The organism is Halobacillus hunanensis, from assembly GCF_900166655.1.
In the GTDB taxonomy this organism is placed as follows: domain Bacteria; phylum Bacillota; class Bacilli; order Bacillales; family Halobacillaceae; genus Halobacillus_A; species Halobacillus_A hunanensis.
In genome coordinates this window covers 279,201-298,950 of record NZ_FVZB01000007.1, presented here as the reverse complement: position 1 = coordinate 298,950, position 19,750 = coordinate 279,201, and the positions used below count along the sequence as shown (strand labels likewise).

Below are 19,750 nucleotides of genomic sequence, written 5' to 3'. Positions count from 1 at the left end.
AACGCTATCTTTCAACGATCGTTGCCACCCCTTGACCTCCTCCGATACAGAGTGTGGCCAGACCATACCGTTCGTCCCGGCGTATCAGCTCGTGCAGGAGCGTAACAAGAATACGCGCCCCGCTAGCACCAATCGGGTGACCGAGTGCGATGGCTCCACCGTTTACGTTTAAAATCTCATCGTCAATGTTTAGTTCTTTCCCGACTGCCAGCGACTGTGCTGCAAAGGCTTCATTTGCCTCAATCAGATTCATATCGTCCATCGACAGTCCAGCTTTTTCAAGTGCCTGTTTCGTTGCTGGAATCGGACCAAGTCCCATAACACTTGGATCCACACCGCCACTGGCATTGGAACGAAGCGTTGCCAATGGTTCAATCCCTAATTCCAGCGCTTTTTTCTTGCTTACGACAACCAGGGCAGCGGCTCCATCGTTAATGCCCGATGAATTACCTGCCGTAACCATTCCTTCCTTCTTAAAGGCAGGACGAAGTTTACCTAGTTTTTCTCTCGTACTATTCGCTCTTACACCTTCGTCTTGATCAAACAAGACCGGCTCCCCTTTTCGCTGTGGAATGGAAACAGGTACGATTTCCTCTTTAAACCGACCTGCTTCGATAGCCTCAGCCGCTTTCCTTTGGCTTGCAGCAGCAAAGTCGTCAAGCTCTTCTCTAGATAGCTGATGGGATTGGCAGACGTTTTCAGCCGTGACCCCCATGTGGTAATCGTTGAATGCACACCAGAGGCCATCATGAACCATACTGTCAACAACGGTTTGATGACCCATCCGGTAGCCTTCTCTTGCCCCCTTCAATACGTAAGGTGCCTGACTCATGTTTTCCATTCCACCGCAAACCACAACGTCCTGCTCGCCAAGCATGACGGATTGAGCAGCGAGATGGACAGCCTTCAGACCAGAACCACACACTTTATTGATGGTCATCGATGAGGTTGTTTCCGGAATCTTTGCTTTCATTGCAGCTTGGCGGGCTGGGTTTTGTCCAAGTCCCGCTTGAAGTACATTGCCCATAATCACTTCGTCAACTTGTTTATAATCGACTCCTGCTTTTTTTAATGCTTCCTTGATCACGATGGATCCTAGATCAGGAGCTGAAATGTCTTTCAAGCTCCCAGAAAACGATCCGGTCGGTGTTCGAACCGCACTAGCGATAACAACTTCCTGTAATGACAACGTAACTTCCCTCCATTCTGTTTTTTTAATTCACCTTCAGAAAACTCTTCTATTGACTTTATAATCTTCCGTTTAAATTAGCTGCAGGCCAGTATTTTTCCAGTAATTCTAAAAGTTCAATAAGAAACTCATCGCGTCGCTTGTTTAGTTCAGCTACGGATTGGCCTTCTGTTTGATGTTCACAGCCTTCGATCACTCGGTTGGAAAGTTGATCAGTTAGTTCAGGCGCCTCAAGCTTCGTCCATGGAAGTTTCAGAGCAGGACCAAACTGTTCAAGCATATGACGCATCCCTTGATCTCCACCGGCCAGATGAAGTGTCAAAAATGGCCCCATTAATGCCCAACGCAGCCCAGGACCGTAAACAATGGAGGCATCAACCTCTTCGGTAGTCGCTACACCATCGTTTACAAGGTGCAGCGCTTCACGCCAAATCGCTTCCATAAGCCTGTCGCCTACATGTCCTTCAATTTCAGTTGAGATGACTAACGACTTCATTTGAATGGAATCATAAAACACTCTTGCTTTTTCGATCACTTCCGATTTCGTTTTCTCGCCGCCGACAAGTTCAACTAGTGGAATAAGGTACACCGGATTGAAGGGATGAGCCACAATAACGCGTTCAGGATACTGGCAATCCGCCTGCAAGGTACTCGGAATAATCCCAGATGTACTAGACGCAATCACTGCATCTTGTTTTGTGTGGCGATCCACATCAGCTAACACTTTTCTTTTTAAATCTTCACGCTCAGGTACACACTCTTGAATAAAGTCAACATCAGTTACTGCTTTCTGCAGATCTGATTCAAAATGAAGTCGATCTTGTGATGCCCCTTCTACCAGTCCCATTTTTTCAAGGGCCGGCCACGCATGGTTAACAGCCTCACGCATACGATCTTCAGCTCCCGGAGCTGGATCAGTTGCTGTAACGTCATATCCTTGAGCTAGAAAACGAGCAATCCAGCCGTTTCCGATTACACCTGTTCCTACTACAGCTACCTTATTAACCTCATTAATCAGTTCAGCCATTAGTTAGAGCCTCCATAAGGGTTTCTTAAGTTTAGTAAGTCTCTTGCTTCCTGTGGTGTCATTGGTTCTTTTCCTTGCCCCTGTAAAATTTCTGTCGCTTTATCTACAAGCTGCTCATTACGGGCAGCAACACCTTTTTTCAAATAAATGTTGTCTTCAAGACCAACACGGACATTTCCGCCAAGCAGCGAGGTTTGTTCCACAATCGGAAACTGCATACGACCGATGCCAAATGCGGACCAATGAGCGTTGTCCGGAAGGCGGTTTTTCATATAAAGCATTGTTTCAGCATCTGCATCTGCTCCCCAAGGGATACCTAAGCAAAATTGATACATCGGGTCTCCATCAATAAGTCCTTCCTCAACAAGCTGCTTGGCAAAACGAATATGACCCGTGTCGAAACACTCAAGCTCCGGCTTCACACCACTTTCCTGAACTAACTTCGCCTGCTTACGGAGCCAGTCGGTCGGACTCATGTAAATCATGTCTCCAAAATTCACACTGCCGCAATCGAGTGTACACAACTCCGGAAGCAGTTCTCCGACCGGTTCATGCCGCTCTTCAGGTGTTTGAATATCTGTCCCATTCCCGCCGGCCGCAGGCGTATTGAGGCTCGGAATAAAATCACCGCCCCCACCAGATGTGATATTGATGATGACATCTGTTTCAGACTCCCGTATCCGATCAACGATTTCACGATAATGCTCCACATTATGGCTGATGCCTCCTGTCTCAGGATCACGCGCATGAACGTGAGCTACCGTTGCACCTGCCTTCGCGGAGGCAATTGCTGAATCCGCAATTTCCTTCGGGGTCACCGGAACGTTTGGATTCTTCTTAAGGGTGTCCCCTGCACCTGTAACAGCTGCCGTTACTAACGTTTTGTTATTCATCTAAATTCCTCCTAACTTAGTTCTGTATGAATGGTATTCTTTCGTTTGGATTCGTCAATCTTTTGCTTTCTTGAAAACACAAATTTTACTATACCATCCAGACGGTTCACTTTTCAAAAGGAAATTATTAGTGTTGGTCCATATGAATTTGAAAAACCCTTTGATGGCAATGCTTAAAACAAAAAAATTTTAAAACAAACAGTTTATGCAATTTATTTTTTTAGTTCTAACCGTAAAGATGATAAAGAGTCAGTAAATTAATCCAATTAATGGCATAAAAAAACACCTCCAGACGTCGTATATACAATCACGACATATGGAGGTGCCTTTTATAACGGTCCATTTTAATATCTGAGACAACCCGTTAAAAACTGTTTAAGAACATCAATTGAGCATAGAGGATTAACCGGATTAAGATAGGGCAAATTGATCAAGAAGTGTTTGAGTGGTGGAAGTTCAGTCGTTTGTGTCGTTTAGTTGACTACTCTTGGCCCACTCTTCTAGCGTTCTTAATACTTGATCTTTTCTATCCTCTTCGATTTGGTAAATATCCAATAGTTCAGATAGCCACATTCCATCTGTAGCCAGGCGGATAATGGTCGACATGACGGGATCCAACCCATCGTGTTCGATCCTATGCTGCCATTCGCCATAGGCTTCCTTGATCGGATTCAGCAATTCTGGGTTAACCGCTTTAGCAGCTAATAACCCTGCGTTCATATCTTTATTAGGGTAGGTTTGGTTAAACGTGACATTGAGAAAAGCTCTCGTCCATTTACCAATATCATCGGGATCATCTTCTGCATTACTTTCAATTTTTCCTGTGTAGCTCTCTGCCAGATGCTCTACCATCCCCTGCACAAGTGCCTCTTTGGAAGGATAGTGGTAAAGTAAACCACCTTTGCTCATCCCAGCCTCTTTAGCCACAGCCTCCAGTGTAAAATTGAAAATACCTTCCCGACTGACAATGCTCGCTGCAGCGTGCAGAATTTCCACTTTCCTTGAATTTTTATTCATGGCGATCTCCTTTTTATGTAACCAAATTGTTTGTAGGATCATTTATGTTCATTCGTACAAAATGCAAATGTTTCTAATAAAAAATACCCTAACACAAAATAACGATTTATGATATTCCCGCCGAAAACGGGGAATCTCTCTCAGGACGAGACTTACAGAATGAACTCAACTTTAGTTTGGACAAGATCTGCATGTGTAAATTGTGAACTGTCCGTGTAGCCGGTTATTCCCCCCAGTGTTGTTGAACCACATGAGGATTCAGCGGTGTCTTGTACCAGTTTAACAAAAGGTCCTCACTTGAAGTCTTCACTGGAGTCTGATCGTTCAAAATACGGATTTCCGCATTAAGATCAGGGTATGTTCCTTTTGTAGATTGTATGATTTGGTCGATTTGATCGATGATTTGATTATGATCCTGAGACGGGACCGTTCGAATGTCAATATTCACGAAACATTGGTCAGGCACAACGTTTGTGTTGGCTCCCCCGTTGAAGACGTTAATGCTGTAAGTAGATCCATCAAGCAGATCGTCTTCTTCGTATGTTAATTCAAATTCTTCACCTAACATCCTATGGATAATTTCATTCATATGAGCCACCGCATTCGTTCCCATATCCGGCATCGAACCATGAGCCGTTTTCCCGCATGTGACAATCTGCGGCCATAATGCCCCTTTGTGAGCAATTTTGATGTGGTTTTGCGTTGGTTCCGCAACGATTAGGGCATCTAACGGATCGGCATACCCCTCTTTTGTCAGTTGACGTGCACCAACAGCTCCCGCCTCTTCACCAACCGAAATGATTTGGCTTGTTCTTGATCCATATTATCACCTCTGAATTAAGTCTACCCTTTATTTTTCTACGTTAACCGACCAAAATTCTCATAAGATTAACGTCTAACATGCATGAGTTGGAAAAATGAACGAATCGTTATAGAATATCATTAAACTTAAAAAAGGAAGAAATACAATGACGTGGGAAGTACTTAACATCATAGGCACCCTTGCTTTTGCCATTAGCGGTGCCTTGATTAGGTGTCCAAGTGTTAGGATTCACAACGGCATTTGGGGGCAGTACGATTCGTAATTTGTTAATTGGCATACCAATTGCAACCATTTAGACGCAAGGTGATTTATTTATCGCCGTCTTCTTGACGAATATCGTTATATTTTTACTACCGAATCCGTGGCTGCAATATTGGGATAAATGGGGTATTCTTTTTGATCCGATGGGGTTGGCTTCATTTGCCATACAAGGGGCTCTCAGCGCTGTTCAAATCGGCGCACCTTTAAGTGCGGTACTCGTTGCGGCAACCTTGACGGGCTCAGGCGGTGGAATGGATTCATCCAGAGACCTTGGACAACAGGTATTCTTTTTGTTCGATTGTTACATTGAGGATGTTATCCGTGCATTTCAAATGGCGATTACCTCGGCATTCCATGTCATGATGCCCTAAAACTTCAAGAAAAAAATATGTATCCAGATATTATTAAATTGATGAATCAGTAGGAATGATACGGTTTATTTTCCATAATCAAAAGGAGGATTCTGGTAATGGAGGTTGATCAGTATTTAAAACGAATGGGTCTTGCTGATACGAAGGGGGTAACTTTGGAGACACTTCATGAGCTTCAGTTACAACATATGCTACATATCCCTTTTGAGAATTTGAACGTGATCCACCATGTTCCGATCCCATTAGATATTTAAAATTATTATCGAAAAATAATTTTAAACCACCGTGGTGGTTTTTGTTATGAATTAAATGGTCTGTTTAACTGGCTATTACAAAGCCTTGGTTTCAATAGCCGTTTTGTATCTGCTACAGTTAAGCGTCCCGACGGCTCTTGGACCATGGAAGGGAGCCATGCTTGCCTTATTGTCGAGATGGACCAGCCGTATTTAGTGGATGTCGGTTTCGGTGATTCCGTTAGGATGCCACTTCCTTTAACTGGTGAAACACGGGAAGATGTTAGTGGAGTGTACTGTATGGTAAAAATAAAAGAGGGAATTTATGATTTAAAAAGACAGGATAACCAAGGCGAATCGGAAACGTTATTTCGCCTCGACACGAAACCAAGAAAACTATCAGAGTTTGAAAAAGCCTGCCATTTTAATCAGACCTCGCCAGAGTCCCACTTTACGCAAAGGGAAATCGTATCGTTGGCCACCTTGGATGGACGTGTTACACTTTCAGGGAATTCTTTAATCGTCACTCGTCATGAGGCAAAACAAAAGACGAACGTCAGCAATAGTGAAAAACCGTCTGTCCTGGAACAATATTTCGATATCCATATTAATCACTACGATAAATAATTCAGCAAACAGAATAGGAGGTTCTTACGATGGCTATCAATTATCAAAACAGATTAGAAACACTGCAAAACTCTCTTGAAAATCAAAATATTGATGTGGCTATGATTACATCACCTGCAAATGTATTCTATTATACTGGCTTCAACTCAGATCCACACGAACGATTTATGGGATTAATTGCTGATAACCGCAACCAGGAATACACCTTATTTGTTCCCGCATTGGATGAAGAAGTAGCTGCTGACGAATCTATTGTTAAACAGGTCGTTCCGATTTCAGATGAAGAAAACCCATTTAAGAAACTAAAAGATACACTCGGGGAGAACATCACATCCTTCGGTCTTGAGATGAAGAGTGTAAGCATGTATCAGCATAATCAATTAGTAACTCATTTTCCTGAAGCTTCTTATGTAGACATCCAACCATCCATTAACGCACAACGATTAAGAAAATCTGAAAGTGAAATGGGTTACGTACAACAGGCTGTCTATATCATTGAAAAGGTTCTTGCAGAAGGAATTAAAAAAGTAAAAATAGGGATGACTGAACTAGAATTAACTGCTGAATTGGAATATCTCATGAAGAAGTTCGGAGCAGAAGGTCCTTCCTTTTCAACAACTGTATTATCTGGGGAAAAATCAGCTCTTCCCCATGGCAGCCCGGGTGATCGGCCTTTTCAAAAAGGTGACTTCCTATTAATTGATATGGGGGTCATTAAGGACGGATACTGTTCAGATATAACCAGAACATTTATAATTGGCGAGGCAGCGGACAAGCAAAAAGAAATCTATGACATTGTCCTGAAGTCCAATCAGGCTGGAGTGAATTCCGTAGAAGCTGGCGCCCCTGTCAAAACATTCGATATCGAAGCTAGAAAGGTCATAAACAGCCACGGTTATGGAGATTACTTTAACAACCGTGTTGGGCATGGTCTAGGTATAGAGGTTCATGAGGAACCATCGATCCATGAAAAGAATGAGGGTCTAGCTGAACAAGGTATGGTGTTTACGATCGAACCCGGAATTTATATCCCTGGTTTTGGCGGAGTACGCGTTGAAGATGAAGTTTATATAAATAAAAGCGGAAAGGTTAAGGTACTAACTTCTTTTCCAAGGGAGTTACAAATTTTAGGGGTTTAAAACTTCATAGGTATTGCTTCCGTCAACCGAAGAGGCTGGGACATAAGTAAATATCTAAAGTAAAAAGACGAACGAAGGCTGTATAAGCGAAGTATATTTTCGCAGCGGTTATATGCACCAATTACAGTTTTACTTAAGTTCGGATTTTCAATTGATAAAATTACTTTTGTTCCAACCTCTATTTTATGCTTTATTCAGTTTTGTCTCAGCCTTTTTCCATACCTTTTATAAGGCGGATACCAGGGGATCCATGATTGAATCCAGGCCAAGGCAGACATTGTAGCCACTGTTTTTTCTGATAGACTACTAGAGATTTCACCAAAACTTAACATAGCAACAAATTCATTTGTAACAATCTTGGTTGCCATGTTTCCACCTGCCTGTACAGCCTTTGCCCATCGGAACCCCCATAAACCCAAGAGCATAGCAGCAACGATAATCACAACTTTAAACCCGTCCATCAAGCTGTCTCCCACCATTTGAAAAAAAGAACTCTTTCCTCTTCCTCCACCTCAATTAAATCATCATACTCTTCCACATCGCAGGGATTACCTCTGTGGATTTTTGCCAGCCCTACTATTAGTAACTTATAAGGAGCACACTAGGAGCTTTTGCCATCTGTTACAAAAAAAATCACAAAAGAAATAATCACTAATACAAATACACCTATCAAATTATTGGGGAAATTGCTACAATGTCTATTAAGGGAGTGGGTATATACATGTCAAAAACAGATGAATATACATCACTTGTGCAAGACTTTGAGCAGGGATTAGGTAGGAAGTTGACTGATAAAGAAGAGGAGCTCATCAAATGGATGGTGGAACAATTAGAAGCCTCAAAGCCATCACAATCCACAAAAGGAATGCCTTAATTTAAAATAACTTATTGAGAGCATGATCCTCAGTAGCAATGGAAATATTTATTTTAGCCTTAGACGGATACATTGACAGTGAAGTTGCCAAACGGAGTGACACAGTAACACGGACCAATATAGGGTATTCTTAATTAGGTAATTTTCGCCAGTTTTTGTAATATTCTGAAATTATAACGTAATCTATGTTACACTAACGGTGCAAGTCCTATGCACAGAATGAGTAACTCTCTCATAGTGAGGTGATTACTGTGACTCCGTTTGAAGCGATAAGCATAATGTTGAGCTTTGGTATGCTGATAGCGTTTCTACAGCAAAATAGACGGTAATAGTCATTCATGCTCATTCTGTTTTCAGCCAGGGTGCCCCAACACCTTGGCTTTTTTTAATAGTAGCTAATTATGTCTGTTGACATTTATTATTCTTCTATCTCCTAGAGCGAGATGCAGATTCCTTTTTGAATCTTATTTCCTTAGTTTAACAAGTGACAACAAATAACATTATACTACTTCTTTTCAGAGATGGAACAGGTTAGTCAAATAAAGTCACCAGCTTACAAAAAGTGATAATACCTTTCACGATGGAAGTAGCCCGATATACGTATAGCAGCATGGCTGGATGCTGGGGGATAAAATCCAAAAACAAAAGAAGTGACGCGGCCTCCCCTTTAATAGGAAACCGCGCCACTCCGGCACTTTGATGGATGATTCCGATTGGGCTCGAACCAACGACCTCCACCCTGTCAAGGTGGCGCTCTCCCAGCTGAGCTACGGAATCATATTATGTAACATCTTGTTGTTAGGACAACTATTAATATACAATGCTATGACATCAATGTCAACATATTTCGATAATTTTTTAGTTTGGAAAATTTTCTACCTGGTCAAATCGGTTCCCTTCTCCTTTTTTTCACAATTATATGATAAAATAAAAGGGATACGTTACACGATTTACGATACGGGAATTTCCATGCGCGAACTCGATCGGATGTTAGGAGGTGGTCAAATGGGGAGAGACGGGAAGATGACTGAATACAGCATCGACAGCCAGTATCTCAATGAAGAAATGAAACTAAAAGTGTACACACCTGAAAATTTCTCACCCCTGTATAAATACCATTTTTGTATTATGCAGGATGGAAACGACTACTTTCAGATGGGACGCGCTGCGACGCTGAGTGATCAGCTTCATGCGAATAGACAGATTGAAAACACAATTTTCATTGGCATTCATTATCATAATAAGCATGATCGTCGGGACAAGTACCATCCTGATGGAAACAAGCAAGGTGATTATGTTAACTTTTTAGTAAGGGAAGTTGTTCCTTTTCTAGAAGAAGAGCTTCCCGGTTTCTATATGGGAAATGGGCGTACTCTCGTTGGAGATTCACTTGCAGGTACGCTGGCCTTAATGACAGCAACCCGATTTCCAAACGTATTTGGCAATGTAATTATGCAAAGCCCTTATGTAGATCCTCATGTGATGGAAGTTGTAAAATCAGCTAAAGATTTGTCATCTTTGACGATTTACCATACGATTGGGAATAAAGAAACCGCTGTGGAGACGACAGATGGGGCAACTAAAGATTTCCTAACGCCCAATCTCGATCTACAACAATACTTATCTCAGCAGTCTTTATCTTATGTGTTTCATGAGCTCGATGGTGATCATACCTGGAAGTCCTGGCAGCAGGATTTCAAACGAGCTTTATTAACGATATTTGGCTAATTGCCGTAAGTAGCGTGTAAAGAAAGATTTAGGAGGGATCAATCGAATGAAATATGGTATAGCAATTTTTCCATCAAAAAAAGTACAGGATGAAGCGAACTCTTATCGTAAACGTTATGACCCGCATTACGCTCTGATTCCACCACATATTACTCTAAAAGAACCGTTTGAAGTAGAGGAAAAGAAGCTGGAAGCAGAAGTTATTCCAGAGTTAGAAAAAATCGCCAAAGATACATCTCAATTCTCAGTAGAAGTAACAAAGGTCAGTTCTTTTTCACCTGTAACAAACACGATTTATTTAAAAGTCAATCCCACTGACCCAATTATTCAACTGAACGAGAAATTACGTAATGGCACCATGCCTGATAATCAGGAGTATGCTTTTGTACCTCACATTACGATCGCGCAAAAGCTTTCTGATGAAGAGTTTTCCGATGTATATGGAAGTTTAAGTATGGATAGCTTTGATATCGTAGACAAAGTGGATCGCTTTCAACTGCTTTATCAGTTAGAAAATGGAGCCTGGAGTGTTTACGAAACCTTTCGATTCGGTGACGAGTAATGCAGGTGGATATCCGCACCGTTAGAAATCCTCAAGAATTAACCGATGCCTTTCAGATACGCCGGAATGTGTTCATTGATGAACAGGGTGTCTCAGAAGCCGATGAACACGATGCCTTTGACGATTCCGCTAAACATCTCGTCGGCTACCTGAATGGGAAGCCCTTTGCAGCAGCCAGACTTCGATTTATCGAAGATTATGCAAAGCTTGAGAGAATCTGCGTGGAAAGAGCTCACCGAGGTCATAGGTATGGCCAGCAAATGATTGACCATATGGAAAACGTCATTAAACACGCAGGTTATTCGAAGGCGAAACTCAATGCCCAAACGCATGCGGAAGGCTTTTATGAAAGTCTTGGATATCAGACAGTTTCTGAAGAATTTATGGACGCCGGCATACCCCACGTTACCATGATTAAAGACTTATAAATGAAAAAGATCTGCCTAACCACAGGCAGATCTTTTTTGTATAGAAGCCACCCTTTTCGTCTAGAATGATAGCTAGACAATACGCTAGAGGAACAGGTGATGGTATGGCTTATCTACAAATGTTCGCTGAAATTATTTTTGGGTTCTTCGCCCTATTTCTTATAACCAAGCTCCTTGGGAAAACTCAAATTACTCAAATTACGCCCTTTGACTTTATCTCTGCTTTAGTATTAGGCGAGCTAGTGGGGAATGCCCTTTATGACGGCGAAGTTGGACTAAGACAAATGGCGTTTATGATTGTCCTTTGGGGGATTTTGATCTCCGTAACCGAACTTATAACTCAAAAATTCAAAGGGACAAGGCATCTTCTCGAAGGCAGTCCTTCCCTCGTCATTCATGAAGGTAAAATCATGAAAAAGCAGTTGAAGAAGAATAAATTAGATATTAATCAGCTTCAGCATTTATTGCGCTCTAAAGATGTGTTCACGATAAAAGACGTACAATATGCTGTACTTGAAACCGATGGATCGATTTCCGTGTTAAAGAAATCGGAGCATCAGACGCCGACCAGGAAAGATTTGAACCTCCCTTTATCTACTGTTTCTTTATCGAGTATTTTTATAAGCGATGGAGAAGTCATTTGGGATAACCTGAAAGAAGCCGGATTTGATAAACAATGGCTGCAAAATGAATTACGCAACCAAAGTTTTTCGAGTGTGGACCAAATTTTGATGGCTGAATACACACCGGGTGAACAGCTTTTTATTATGCCTTACTAACAGGGTAAAAAGTCCAGCGAAACTTCTCCACCTTATCCTGTACCCGCTCCTGTTTCTTTAAGGCAACGAGATAGGCCGTAACAGCCGTTCTAAATAACAGCCATTGAGAAAATTGAGGAGCATTCACCTCATAATTTTGGCACATAGCTGAAATAATTTGTTCATGAGTAATACCTTCTGGATGTGACTGCAGATAAGTTTCAAGCCAGTGTAAGAGTCGCTCATGATACGTTATATTTGCCTGAATGGTCTCTTTGAATTCCTCTTCATAATCTCCATGGCCCGGCAAAGCCCCTTCACAGGAAAGTTCTAAGAGCTTGTGCAGGCTTTTAAGTGTTAAATCCACATCTGTCACATACGGAATTTTGTGCTTACGCAATTGTTCTTCACTAAAATAGCTGTCGGCCGCATATAAGACACCTTTAATGTGAAGAGCAAGTTGATGATAGCTATGCCCAGGTAATAAATACGCCTCTCCCTGCAATGAACCCAAAGACAGAGAGCCTTCTGTTACGATTTGATCTACTTGCATCTCTGGACCTTGCAAAAACTTATTTTGCATTTCCTCTAATGGGTCGTTTCCGCCAAACAAATAAAGCGGTTCAAGCTGAGGGTTTCGTAGAATCGCCTCTTCCAACACAGGGGCTATTGTATGTACGTGGTGATGCTCTTGCACATAAGCAGCACCGCCATAGTGATCCGCGTGGGCATGCGTAATAAATAAGTGCGTCAAGGGAAGCTCTCTGGCTTTGAGTTCCTTGAGCACTTTTTTTACGGAAGAGCGATCAATTCCGGTATCAATAAGCAGCCCAGTCGCTCCCTGATGAACATACCCGATGTTCACGGCCGCGTGATAATAATAACAGTGTTCATTGATTTGTTTAAAAGACATAGGAAAAACTCCTTGATCGGTGGCATGGAATAGGACTACACCTTCTCACTGAAGTAAAGCCCTTTCCCGGTAACATTGGAATAAACTTTTTCTGGAACGTTCTGAGTATGGGGGACGGTATGATAGTGAATCGTCGCTGGGGTGTATAATGGATGCAAACGTTCATTCTTTACGTCTTCTTTTTTCTGAAGTTGACCTTGCTGCTCCTGTTCGTTCCCCAATTTTTGTTCGAGAGTAGCTTTAAAAACAGGTTCTAAAGCAAAAGGTGATCTCGCCGTCTGAGTGACTCGTTTCTTATAATCCATATACTGATAGTGGGTGACTGGAAGAACATATCCCATTGAAGCCTCCCCCCCCTTTCTTCTATATAAGTAGATACCCCTTTTGCTTAAAAGTATTCCTGTTCTTAGCCGAACTATTCAAAAAAGTTTTCCATCTTCTTCATTTGCTTATTCAGTTCCTTCTCGATTTTGGTCATCCTTTTTGAAAAACGCTTCTCCCAGGCATCAAAGTCTCGCTGCCACTCTGTAAAACGCTTTTCTGGTTTCTTCATTAAACCGTCTGATTGATTTACTTCTCTGTCAATTTCCTGCATCAGTTTGACGAGAGACTTTTGCTTCTTTCCAATCAGTGCTCCCTCCATTCGTAGATAATGGATTGCAGACCGGCTAATGCCAATATCAGCAGAGCTATTTCACCGTAAGGAATCAGATAATAAATAACGATCATGAGGAAAGCTGACCACACCCCTACACACCAATGACAGTGGAGGAATTCACCGATTATCCCCCTTGGCTCTCTCCATTCCTCTGTATGACCGCTTGAATCCGTACTTGTTACTACTTTTTCAAACGGCTTGCGAGCCCATTCCAAAATAAGATCATCGACGACTAGTCTTGTAAAACGAAAGCTGGCAAAGATTAATACGATAAATGCAAACCATCCCATATCCATGTTGTTTCCTCCTTAATCGTTAGAAAAAGGCCACTACCTTGTAGTGACCTCACCATTACCAATAAATTAGAGCCAGGAAAACCCTCCGCGTGAACTTGATTCGTCATCATGACCTTTATCCTTTTTCTCATCATGTTCCCTTCTGCGTCCGCCAAAGAAAGGATCATTATCGCGCCAGTCATGATGTTTATCATGTTTGTCGTGTTTGTCGTGTTTGTCGTGATGCTGCGGTTCGATGACAACATTGTCTGCTTTAATAACAAGATCCTTAACATGGATCACCTTTTTTTTCTTTTCAGACATTCATTTCAACTCCTTATTAAAAGTCATTGATATTTTATGGTTGAATTCATTATTTGGTATGGTCACCTGCCCAATCATCCCTTTCTGCTCAGCAATTCTTATAAAACAGTCAGATGCCCACACCCACAGGGCATAATTACATAGTCTATTAAGGACAATACGTCAATACGTTTGGAAATCAGAAAGGAGTTAAATAAATGGGCTGTAAAGAAAGAAATTATGATGTGGAAAGTTGTGTTTGCGATATCCTTAGAGATATCAAAGCAGCACAAGATGATGTAGTTGGGAACAACTGCTGTGATTCCGGATGCAGACAGTCTATCGATGACTTGGTTGGCGGTGCCGGCGGAGGAAATGGCCGTGATACCATCCCTGTTATTCTTTACTGCAAAGGAACATGCAAGCCATTTAAAGGGTTTGGAGGAAAACGTTGCGAGAATGGCAGTGACGACTTTGATATTAAAGAAAGTTTCTTCTTCCGTGTGAAAGATGTAGACGACGATTGCTGCGCTACGTTGGAATTGCTTCTTTCTCCTGATGAAGACGAACATTGTGAATGCAAGCATGATTGCCCGGCAGAACAGGCGACAGGAGACTTGAGTGCTACCGGCATATGTATTACAGTTGATCTAGACTGCTTCTGCCACGTGACTTGCCTGCCAGCTGTTTCAGCACTATTTTAAAGCAGTGTCAATGCGGAAACTTCAACCTATCAAATGAAAAAACAGGCGTAAAGGGATTATGCACTTATAAGGAGACTTCGGTGTACTAAACCGGAGTCATCTTTATTAATCCCCTTAGCTGCCTAAAATGATTAGACTCATGTGTGTAATCTTTGATCAGTCTTCTAACTTCAAGTAACGGTTAGAAATGGAGGGGGGTCCAACCTTACATGTTGGATACCCCCTCTATTTCATAACCTGTCATGTTCTTGTAAAAAGAAGAGGTTATCCAGTAATTAGCCCACACTCATGTAGGACAACTCCAATCCGATAAACCTTGAGTACTCTAAAACTGAAGGAAATCCATGTTTAACTTGTGAACAATTTCGAGCAAGTTGATCGCTGACTTCATACAAAGATTGCGAGCCACTGACTATGAGACGGTGAAGGAGGGACATAATAGAAACCCGTCTTTATTGACCGTAACTTTCCGCTCATTAAAACATTTATAAAGGTGACTCCGGCCTTGAAGGGTTTTCAATCATGCAGTCAAATTCGCTCGACCATGCATATGTGAAGTCGGATTCTCTTCCCTCTTCATATTCATATTCTTTTTTTATACATAGTCCTTCCCTTTCATCTTAAATAAAGGAAAAGGGAGATGCCAAATTACGAGGTTAGGCATCTCCCTTAAATAGATTTAGTCATCAACTTTGAGGGTACTCTACCTCTTTTTGCATGAATATACCATTACATTACAAGATACCTAGACGGACTACCAATGCAATTAGTACCTGGATGGCTACCTGAACGTTTACTGCAACATCTGAATCGTCTGTTGCAACTGTTACGTTGCGTGAGTTCTCGATATACGTTTGCTGTTTGTTTACTTGAGCAGATTTCAACTGTGCTTCTATATCCTGAGTGATCGAGTTAGCTCTTTCACTATCTGCAATGGATATGCTGATAATCAAGGCAATAGCTACTTGGATAGCCACCTGAATATTAACAGCTAACTGCGTATCAGTTGTTCTAACATCTACATCGCATGAATCTTTGATTACAATCGATTCGAAAGACTTTTGCACATTCTTCAGTTCTGCTTCAGCATCCTGGTCGATACTATTCCCAAAAGGAAAATCCATAGTCGGGTCTAGCGCATTCCACTGTTGAGGCCCTTGGTCACATACATTACAATGGTCTCCACAGTGATGATCACAGCTGTGGTCACACTTATCCTCGCACGTAACCGGCTCTTGATCTTGGCATCTTTCATCATTTCTTCTTTCCAACATTAACAATCTCTTTTTATCATAACTTGACATTCCCATGTTACGACACCTCCTTCTTGCTATTTAATACTATCCTACGCGGATAGCCTTAAAGGGGAAGGGTGATTGTCTCTATATACATACCTATTTTCTTAAAATCTTGATGATTTTTTCAAATAGTCACCGTGAAAAAGGAGAAGGCTCAGTTGTCGTAAATCTGACGTAACGACGATTCGATGGAAAGAATGAACCCCTCTTCCCTGACCAATAAAAAACCGGACAATGGAGGTCATTATCCGGTTTCAGCTTAACAATCTATTTATTTGTTTCATCTTTATTATCTTCTTCATTATTATCTTCTTCACTTGTTTTTTTAGTTAACGAGTCCGCACTTTTCCTTAAATCTTCAACAATTTTTTTGATTTCTTCTCTTTGCTCAGGATCTATTCTACTAGGGTCGAGCTTTACGCCATGTTTTTTTAATGTGGAACCTACTATCATATCGATAATTCTTCCAGAAATATTCTGGAAATCCTCATTATTGTTACTCAATCCATCCACCTCCTATTTTTTCTTGTATATTATATGACTCAGAAACCATTAGGGTGTTATAGGTAGAGGTCTATTTTCCCGACAAAAAAAGATGACGTCGGTCTAAACTAGCCGATGTCATCTCGTCGGTACTCATTCGGGAACTAGAACCCAAGTAAACGAATGGATTGAATATCTTGGAGTTTTATTTGCTTTTCGAAAGGCTTCTGGAGTGTCTTCATTTCAACTATGCCTTCTTTATACCCTTCGATAAATCCGCGGAATTGGCCTTCCTCCGCCGTTGCTACCTCACACTTCATTTTCGGAACTTGTGCAGGAAGGTTAACGAAATACTTCACTTTCTCCTCAATCGTCATGTCACGAAATTTTGTTCGATTCTCTTTATTGTCAGAGGATTGATCCTCCGGCTCCGTATTTTGCTGTTTAGGTACATCTTTTTGATTTCTAGTTACTTTTTTACGATATGTGTTTCTTTGCCGCAATTGATTTTGAAAATTATTTACTCGCCGTGGTTGTTGTGAGGAAGTCGTTTGGTCCGATGTTTGTTGCTGGTTCGGTGGTTGGACCGATTGTGCATCGCTATGATAACTCGTTTGCATGGATATTTCAGCCGGCTCGAGGTTGGGTTGTGTAATATACAGAACAGGAGGTTTTGCCGTTTTCTTTTTACTTGCCATTTAAGGTATCTCCCCTTTTTCATTTGGTCGTCATTCTATGTATATGCCCACCTATCTTTTCATGTGCTGCATTTTCAGTCCTTATAACAGGATAGCCCCCTAACTAAAAGGGATAACGACTTGTCTCCATCACATAACGACCTATCTCAGGATTATACTTCCCTATCTCAAAAGGGTAACGACTTAACGAAGCACCATTCCGACCTAACGCGTTTGATCATGCTTAATCTCCACCGTAAAGCTCCTCTATGCCATAAAAAAAAGCCCCTGATTGTAATGTGGAAACATTCCATTCAGGGACGGGATGGATTAATACCCTACAATATTATAACCAGAATCACAGTGAATGATTTCACCGGTAACTCCTCTTGAAAGATCACTCATTAAGAAGAACGCTGTGTCGCCTACTTCCTCCTGAGTTACAGCACGACGAAGCGGAGCACGCTCCTCGATTTCTGTTAAAATTTTGTTGAAGTCGCCAATACCCTTGGCTGACAGTGTACGAATCGGACCCGCTGAAATCGCATTAACACGGATTTTGTGTTTACCGAGGTCATTCGCTAAGTATTTAACGCTGGCATCAAGGCTTGCCTTCGCAATTCCCATGACGTTGTAGTTTTCCACTACTTTTTCCCCGCCAAGGTACGTAAGGGTGACGATCCCACCACCGTCAGACATAACTGGCTTAGCAGCTCGGGCAACAGCTGTTAAGGAATAGGAGCTAATGTTATGAGCGGTCAAGAAACCGTCCCGGCTTGTGTCGACATACTCCCCTTTCAATTCTTCACGGTTGGCAAAGGCGATACAGTGCGCCAGGCCATGAATGACTCCGACATCCTGTTGAATCGCTGCAAACGTTTGGTTGATCGCCTCATCATCCGTTACATCACATTCGTAAAATAAAGATTCCGGTCCTTCGAGTGTGTTAGCTAAGTCGCGGACTGGCTTCTCAAATCGTTCTGAAGCATAGGTGAAGATCAGCTGCGCTCCTGCTTTATTTAATGATTGTGCAATTCCCCACGCAATACTGCGCTTATTCGCAACACCCATGACAACATAAGTGCGGCCTTCTAAAGATCCATTCATAAAACAAGTCCTCCTTGGGGTCTTACTAAGTATTATGATTTGTTATTAGTACCTGATCCTATTTTATAATATCTTCATACAAATTACAATTACACCTCGTATTTCGGTTCCTGAGCAGTTGGAAAAGACTTCATCCCTGGTTGTATTTGGTTCATTAGGAATAATGTTTCCCACATAAACACACACTATAAATCGATCATGTTACAACGTACAAGACTTCACAAGAAATCATCCCCGCCCTTTAGCGACAAGTTCATGCTATATCTAACGAGTCTGGCGAACCTTGAAAATATCGGCATCTCCATGTCCAGAACCTTACGACATGACATTCATGCCAAGTATGCTTGTCCACAACCCACTTCAATAAAATGATTTTTCGATGGGAGGTTATACAATGGAAACAGAACATAATGCTCGACTAACATCAGCTGAGATCTCCCAAATTTGGGGGTCCTATCAAAACGATACCTTAACCGTTTGTATGCTTCGTTATTTTTTGAACCATGTGGAAGATGATGAGATACGCCGTCTTCTGCAATACACCCTGGAGATCTCATCCTCTCATATTCAAAAATTAACGAAGCTGATGCGCAAGGAAAACTTCGCTGTCCCGGCTGGTTTTACGGAGGACGATGTCAATGTGAACGCTCCGAGACTTTTTTCTGATTCATTTATGTTGGTTTATGTTCAGCAGCTCGGGAAGTTAGGTTTGAACGCACATAGTGTTTCAACAGCTCTGGCAGGACGACCTGATATCCATGCCTTTTTTCTCGAATGCTTACAAGAGTACGGTGACGTTCATAAAAAAGCTAATCAAATCTTGTTGTCAAAAGGACTTTATATTCGTCCTCCTTATCTCCCTTATCCTAAACAAGTCGAATTTGTATCCAATAAGCATTTTCTTGCCGGATGGTTTGGGGAGAGACGGCCACTAACGTCATTAGAAATCACGAATCTTTACGACAACATACAACGCAACAGCTTGGGAGTAGCAGTATTAATTGGCTTCAGTCAAGCAGCCAAATCTAAAAAAGTCAGCCAATATATGGTTAGAGGAAAAAATATAGCCGCCAAACACGTCGAAGTATTTGGCAGCATCCTGAGCAAAGATGATATCCCGGCCGCAGTGACGTGGGATTCGGAAGTCACGACCTCGACGACACCGCCTTTTTCCGATAAACTGATGATGTTTCACGTCACAGCACTAATCGCAATTGGCATTGGGTATTACGGTACGAGTATGGCCACGACCATGAGACGCGACATTCATTTAAAATACTCACGACTGACCGCGGAGATTGGTAAGTATTCCGAAGATGGAGCAAATCTGATGATTGAGCACAACTGGATGGAACAGCCTCCGCTAAGTCCAGACCGTGATGAATTAGCTAAAAAATAATAA

The 19,750-nt window shown here is 41.8% G+C and carries 26 protein-coding genes, 1 tRNA gene and 1 pseudogene; 12 read left to right on the top strand and 16 right to left on the bottom strand.

Annotation, left to right across the window (positions count from 1 at the left end; translation table 11 throughout):
- Positions 1–4: 4 nt before the first annotated feature.
- The 5 genes from B5354_RS14110 to B5354_RS14090 all read right to left on the bottom strand — a co-directional run bounded on the left by B5354_RS14110 (position 5) and on the right by B5354_RS14090 (position 4,781).
- Positions 5–1,189: an acetyl-CoA C-acetyltransferase gene (locus tag B5354_RS14110; RefSeq protein ID WP_079529451.1), complete on the bottom strand. Its 1,185-nt coding sequence runs from the start codon at positions 1,187–1,189 to the stop codon at positions 5–7.
- Between the two features lie 58 nt (positions 1,190–1,247).
- Complete coding sequence (locus B5354_RS14105) at positions 1,248–2,216, bottom strand: 3-hydroxyacyl-CoA dehydrogenase NAD-binding domain-containing protein (protein ID WP_079529450.1); 969 nt, start codon at positions 2,214–2,216, stop codon at positions 1,248–1,250.
- Positions 2,216–3,109, bottom strand: coding sequence for a beta-keto acid cleavage family enzyme (locus tag B5354_RS14100; RefSeq protein WP_079529449.1), 894 nt, complete (start codon positions 3,107–3,109; stop codon positions 2,216–2,218). Before B5354_RS14100 ends, B5354_RS14105 begins: the two co-directional genes overlap by 1 nt.
- A gap of 456 nt (positions 3,110–3,565) precedes the next feature.
- Complete coding sequence (locus B5354_RS14095; protein ID WP_079529448.1) at positions 3,566–4,126, bottom strand: TetR/AcrR family transcriptional regulator; 561 nt, start codon at positions 4,124–4,126, stop codon at positions 3,566–3,568.
- 223 nt (positions 4,127–4,349) lie between these two features.
- Positions 4,350–4,781, bottom strand: a complete 432-nt coding sequence (locus B5354_RS14090) for a peptidase dimerization domain-containing protein (protein WP_245804835.1) — start codon at positions 4,779–4,781, stop codon at positions 4,350–4,352.
- Between the two features lie 386 nt (positions 4,782–5,167).
- Between B5354_RS14090 and B5354_RS20990 the strand changes: the two genes are divergently transcribed.
- The 4 genes and pseudogenes from B5354_RS20990 to B5354_RS14075 all read left to right on the top strand — a co-directional run bounded on the left by B5354_RS20990 (position 5,168) and on the right by B5354_RS14075 (position 7,580).
- Entirely contained in the window at positions 5,168–5,245 is a 78-nt protein-coding gene (locus B5354_RS20990; protein WP_342743035.1) for a TRIC cation channel family protein, read from the top strand.
- 30 nt (positions 5,246–5,275) lie between these two features.
- Positions 5,276–5,581 (top strand): TRIC cation channel family protein, encoded by a 306-nt coding sequence (locus tag B5354_RS20985; RefSeq protein WP_342743013.1) that lies wholly within the window; start codon positions 5,276–5,278, stop codon positions 5,579–5,581.
- A gap of 98 nt (positions 5,582–5,679) precedes the next feature.
- Positions 5,680–6,441: pseudogene (locus B5354_RS14080) on the top strand (arylamine N-acetyltransferase family protein).
- A gap of 29 nt (positions 6,442–6,470) precedes the next feature.
- Positions 6,471–7,580, top strand: coding sequence for a M24 family metallopeptidase (locus B5354_RS14075; RefSeq protein WP_079529446.1), 1,110 nt, complete (start codon positions 6,471–6,473; stop codon positions 7,578–7,580).
- A gap of 194 nt (positions 7,581–7,774) precedes the next feature.
- On the opposite strand, the gene B5354_RS14070 is transcribed toward B5354_RS14075, so the two are convergent.
- The gene (locus B5354_RS14070; protein ID WP_245804798.1) at positions 7,775–8,041 is read right to left on the bottom strand and encodes a nucleoside transporter C-terminal domain-containing protein; all 267 of its coding nucleotides are present in this window, start codon (positions 8,039–8,041) and stop codon (positions 7,775–7,777) included.
- A 260-nt stretch (positions 8,042–8,301) separates the two neighbouring features.
- Between B5354_RS14070 and B5354_RS20530 the strand changes: the two genes are divergently transcribed.
- Positions 8,302–8,454: a hypothetical protein gene (locus tag B5354_RS20530; RefSeq protein WP_176142498.1), complete on the top strand. Its 153-nt coding sequence runs from the start codon at positions 8,302–8,304 to the stop codon at positions 8,452–8,454.
- A 242-nt stretch (positions 8,455–8,696) separates the two neighbouring features.
- Positions 8,697–8,783 carry a putative holin-like toxin gene (locus B5354_RS21080; protein ID WP_425432154.1) on the top strand — a complete coding sequence of 29 codons (87 nt, stop codon included), beginning with the start codon at positions 8,697–8,699 and terminating at the stop codon, positions 8,781–8,783.
- Between the two features lie 375 nt (positions 8,784–9,158).
- Here the strand turns inward: B5354_RS21080 and B5354_RS14060 are convergent.
- Positions 9,159–9,231 (bottom strand) — tRNA-Val (locus tag B5354_RS14060).
- Between the two features lie 228 nt (positions 9,232–9,459).
- Here B5354_RS14060 and B5354_RS14055 point away from each other — a divergent pair.
- The 4 genes from B5354_RS14055 to B5354_RS14040 all read left to right on the top strand — a co-directional run bounded on the left by B5354_RS14055 (position 9,460) and on the right by B5354_RS14040 (position 11,951).
- On the top strand, positions 9,460–10,182 hold the full coding sequence (locus tag B5354_RS14055; protein ID WP_079529444.1) for an alpha/beta hydrolase: 723 nt from the start codon (positions 9,460–9,462) through the stop codon (positions 10,180–10,182).
- A 46-nt stretch (positions 10,183–10,228) separates the two neighbouring features.
- Entirely contained in the window at positions 10,229–10,744 is a 516-nt protein-coding gene (locus B5354_RS14050) for a YjcG family protein (RefSeq protein WP_079529443.1), read from the top strand.
- A complete protein-coding gene (locus B5354_RS14045) occupies positions 10,744–11,172 on the top strand; it encodes a GNAT family N-acetyltransferase (protein ID WP_139377142.1) in 429 nt (142 codons plus the stop codon). The genes B5354_RS14050 and B5354_RS14045 overlap by 1 nt, the downstream gene beginning before the upstream one ends.
- 104 nt (positions 11,173–11,276) lie before the next feature.
- Complete coding sequence (locus B5354_RS14040; RefSeq protein ID WP_079529442.1) at positions 11,277–11,951, top strand: DUF421 domain-containing protein; 675 nt, start codon at positions 11,277–11,279, stop codon at positions 11,949–11,951.
- On the opposite strand, the gene B5354_RS14035 is transcribed toward B5354_RS14040, so the two are convergent.
- From B5354_RS14035 to B5354_RS14015, 5 genes are all read right to left on the bottom strand, one after another.
- Entirely contained in the window at positions 11,938–12,843 is a 906-nt protein-coding gene (locus B5354_RS14035; protein ID WP_079529441.1) for an MBL fold metallo-hydrolase, read from the bottom strand. The two genes, B5354_RS14040 and B5354_RS14035, sit on opposite strands and share 14 nt — an antisense overlap.
- A gap of 35 nt (positions 12,844–12,878) precedes the next feature.
- Entirely contained in the window at positions 12,879–13,184 is a 306-nt protein-coding gene (locus B5354_RS14030) for a hypothetical protein (protein ID WP_079529440.1), read from the bottom strand.
- 74 nt (positions 13,185–13,258) lie between these two features.
- A complete protein-coding gene (locus B5354_RS14025) occupies positions 13,259–13,486 on the bottom strand; it encodes a hypothetical protein (protein ID WP_079529439.1) in 228 nt (75 codons plus the stop codon).
- Entirely contained in the window at positions 13,471–13,797 is a 327-nt protein-coding gene (locus B5354_RS14020) for a DUF1360 domain-containing protein (RefSeq protein ID WP_139377141.1), read from the bottom strand. Before B5354_RS14020 ends, B5354_RS14025 begins: the two co-directional genes overlap by 16 nt.
- A gap of 66 nt (positions 13,798–13,863) precedes the next feature.
- Complete coding sequence (locus B5354_RS14015) at positions 13,864–14,100, bottom strand: hypothetical protein (RefSeq protein ID WP_079529438.1); 237 nt, start codon at positions 14,098–14,100, stop codon at positions 13,864–13,866.
- A gap of 197 nt (positions 14,101–14,297) precedes the next feature.
- On the opposite strand from B5354_RS14015, the gene B5354_RS14010 reads away from it, so the two are divergent.
- A complete protein-coding gene (locus tag B5354_RS14010) occupies positions 14,298–14,783 on the top strand; it encodes a CotY/CotZ family spore coat protein (protein ID WP_079529437.1) in 486 nt (161 codons plus the stop codon).
- Between the two features lie 734 nt (positions 14,784–15,517).
- Here B5354_RS14010 and B5354_RS14005 read toward each other — a convergent pair.
- The 4 genes from B5354_RS14005 to fabI all read right to left on the bottom strand — a co-directional run bounded on the left by B5354_RS14005 (position 15,518) and on the right by fabI (position 18,348).
- Complete coding sequence (locus tag B5354_RS14005) at positions 15,518–15,907, bottom strand: spore coat protein (protein ID WP_283078859.1); 390 nt, start codon at positions 15,905–15,907, stop codon at positions 15,518–15,520.
- 441 nt (positions 15,908–16,348) lie between these two features.
- Complete coding sequence (locus tag B5354_RS14000; protein WP_079529436.1) at positions 16,349–16,585, bottom strand: hypothetical protein; 237 nt, start codon at positions 16,583–16,585, stop codon at positions 16,349–16,351.
- A gap of 143 nt (positions 16,586–16,728) precedes the next feature.
- On the bottom strand, positions 16,729–17,262 hold the full coding sequence (locus tag B5354_RS13995) for a CotO family spore coat protein (protein WP_079529435.1): 534 nt from the start codon (positions 17,260–17,262) through the stop codon (positions 16,729–16,731).
- A 309-nt stretch (positions 17,263–17,571) separates the two neighbouring features.
- The gene (fabI, locus tag B5354_RS13990) at positions 17,572–18,348 is read right to left on the bottom strand and encodes an enoyl-ACP reductase FabI (protein WP_079529434.1); all 777 of its coding nucleotides are present in this window, start codon (positions 18,346–18,348) and stop codon (positions 17,572–17,574) included.
- 394 nt (positions 18,349–18,742) lie between these two features.
- Between fabI and B5354_RS13985 the strand changes: the two genes are divergently transcribed.
- Positions 18,743–19,747 (top strand): DUF3231 family protein, encoded by a 1,005-nt coding sequence (locus tag B5354_RS13985; RefSeq protein WP_079529433.1) that lies wholly within the window; start codon positions 18,743–18,745, stop codon positions 19,745–19,747.
- Positions 19,748–19,750: the final 3 nt, after the last annotated feature.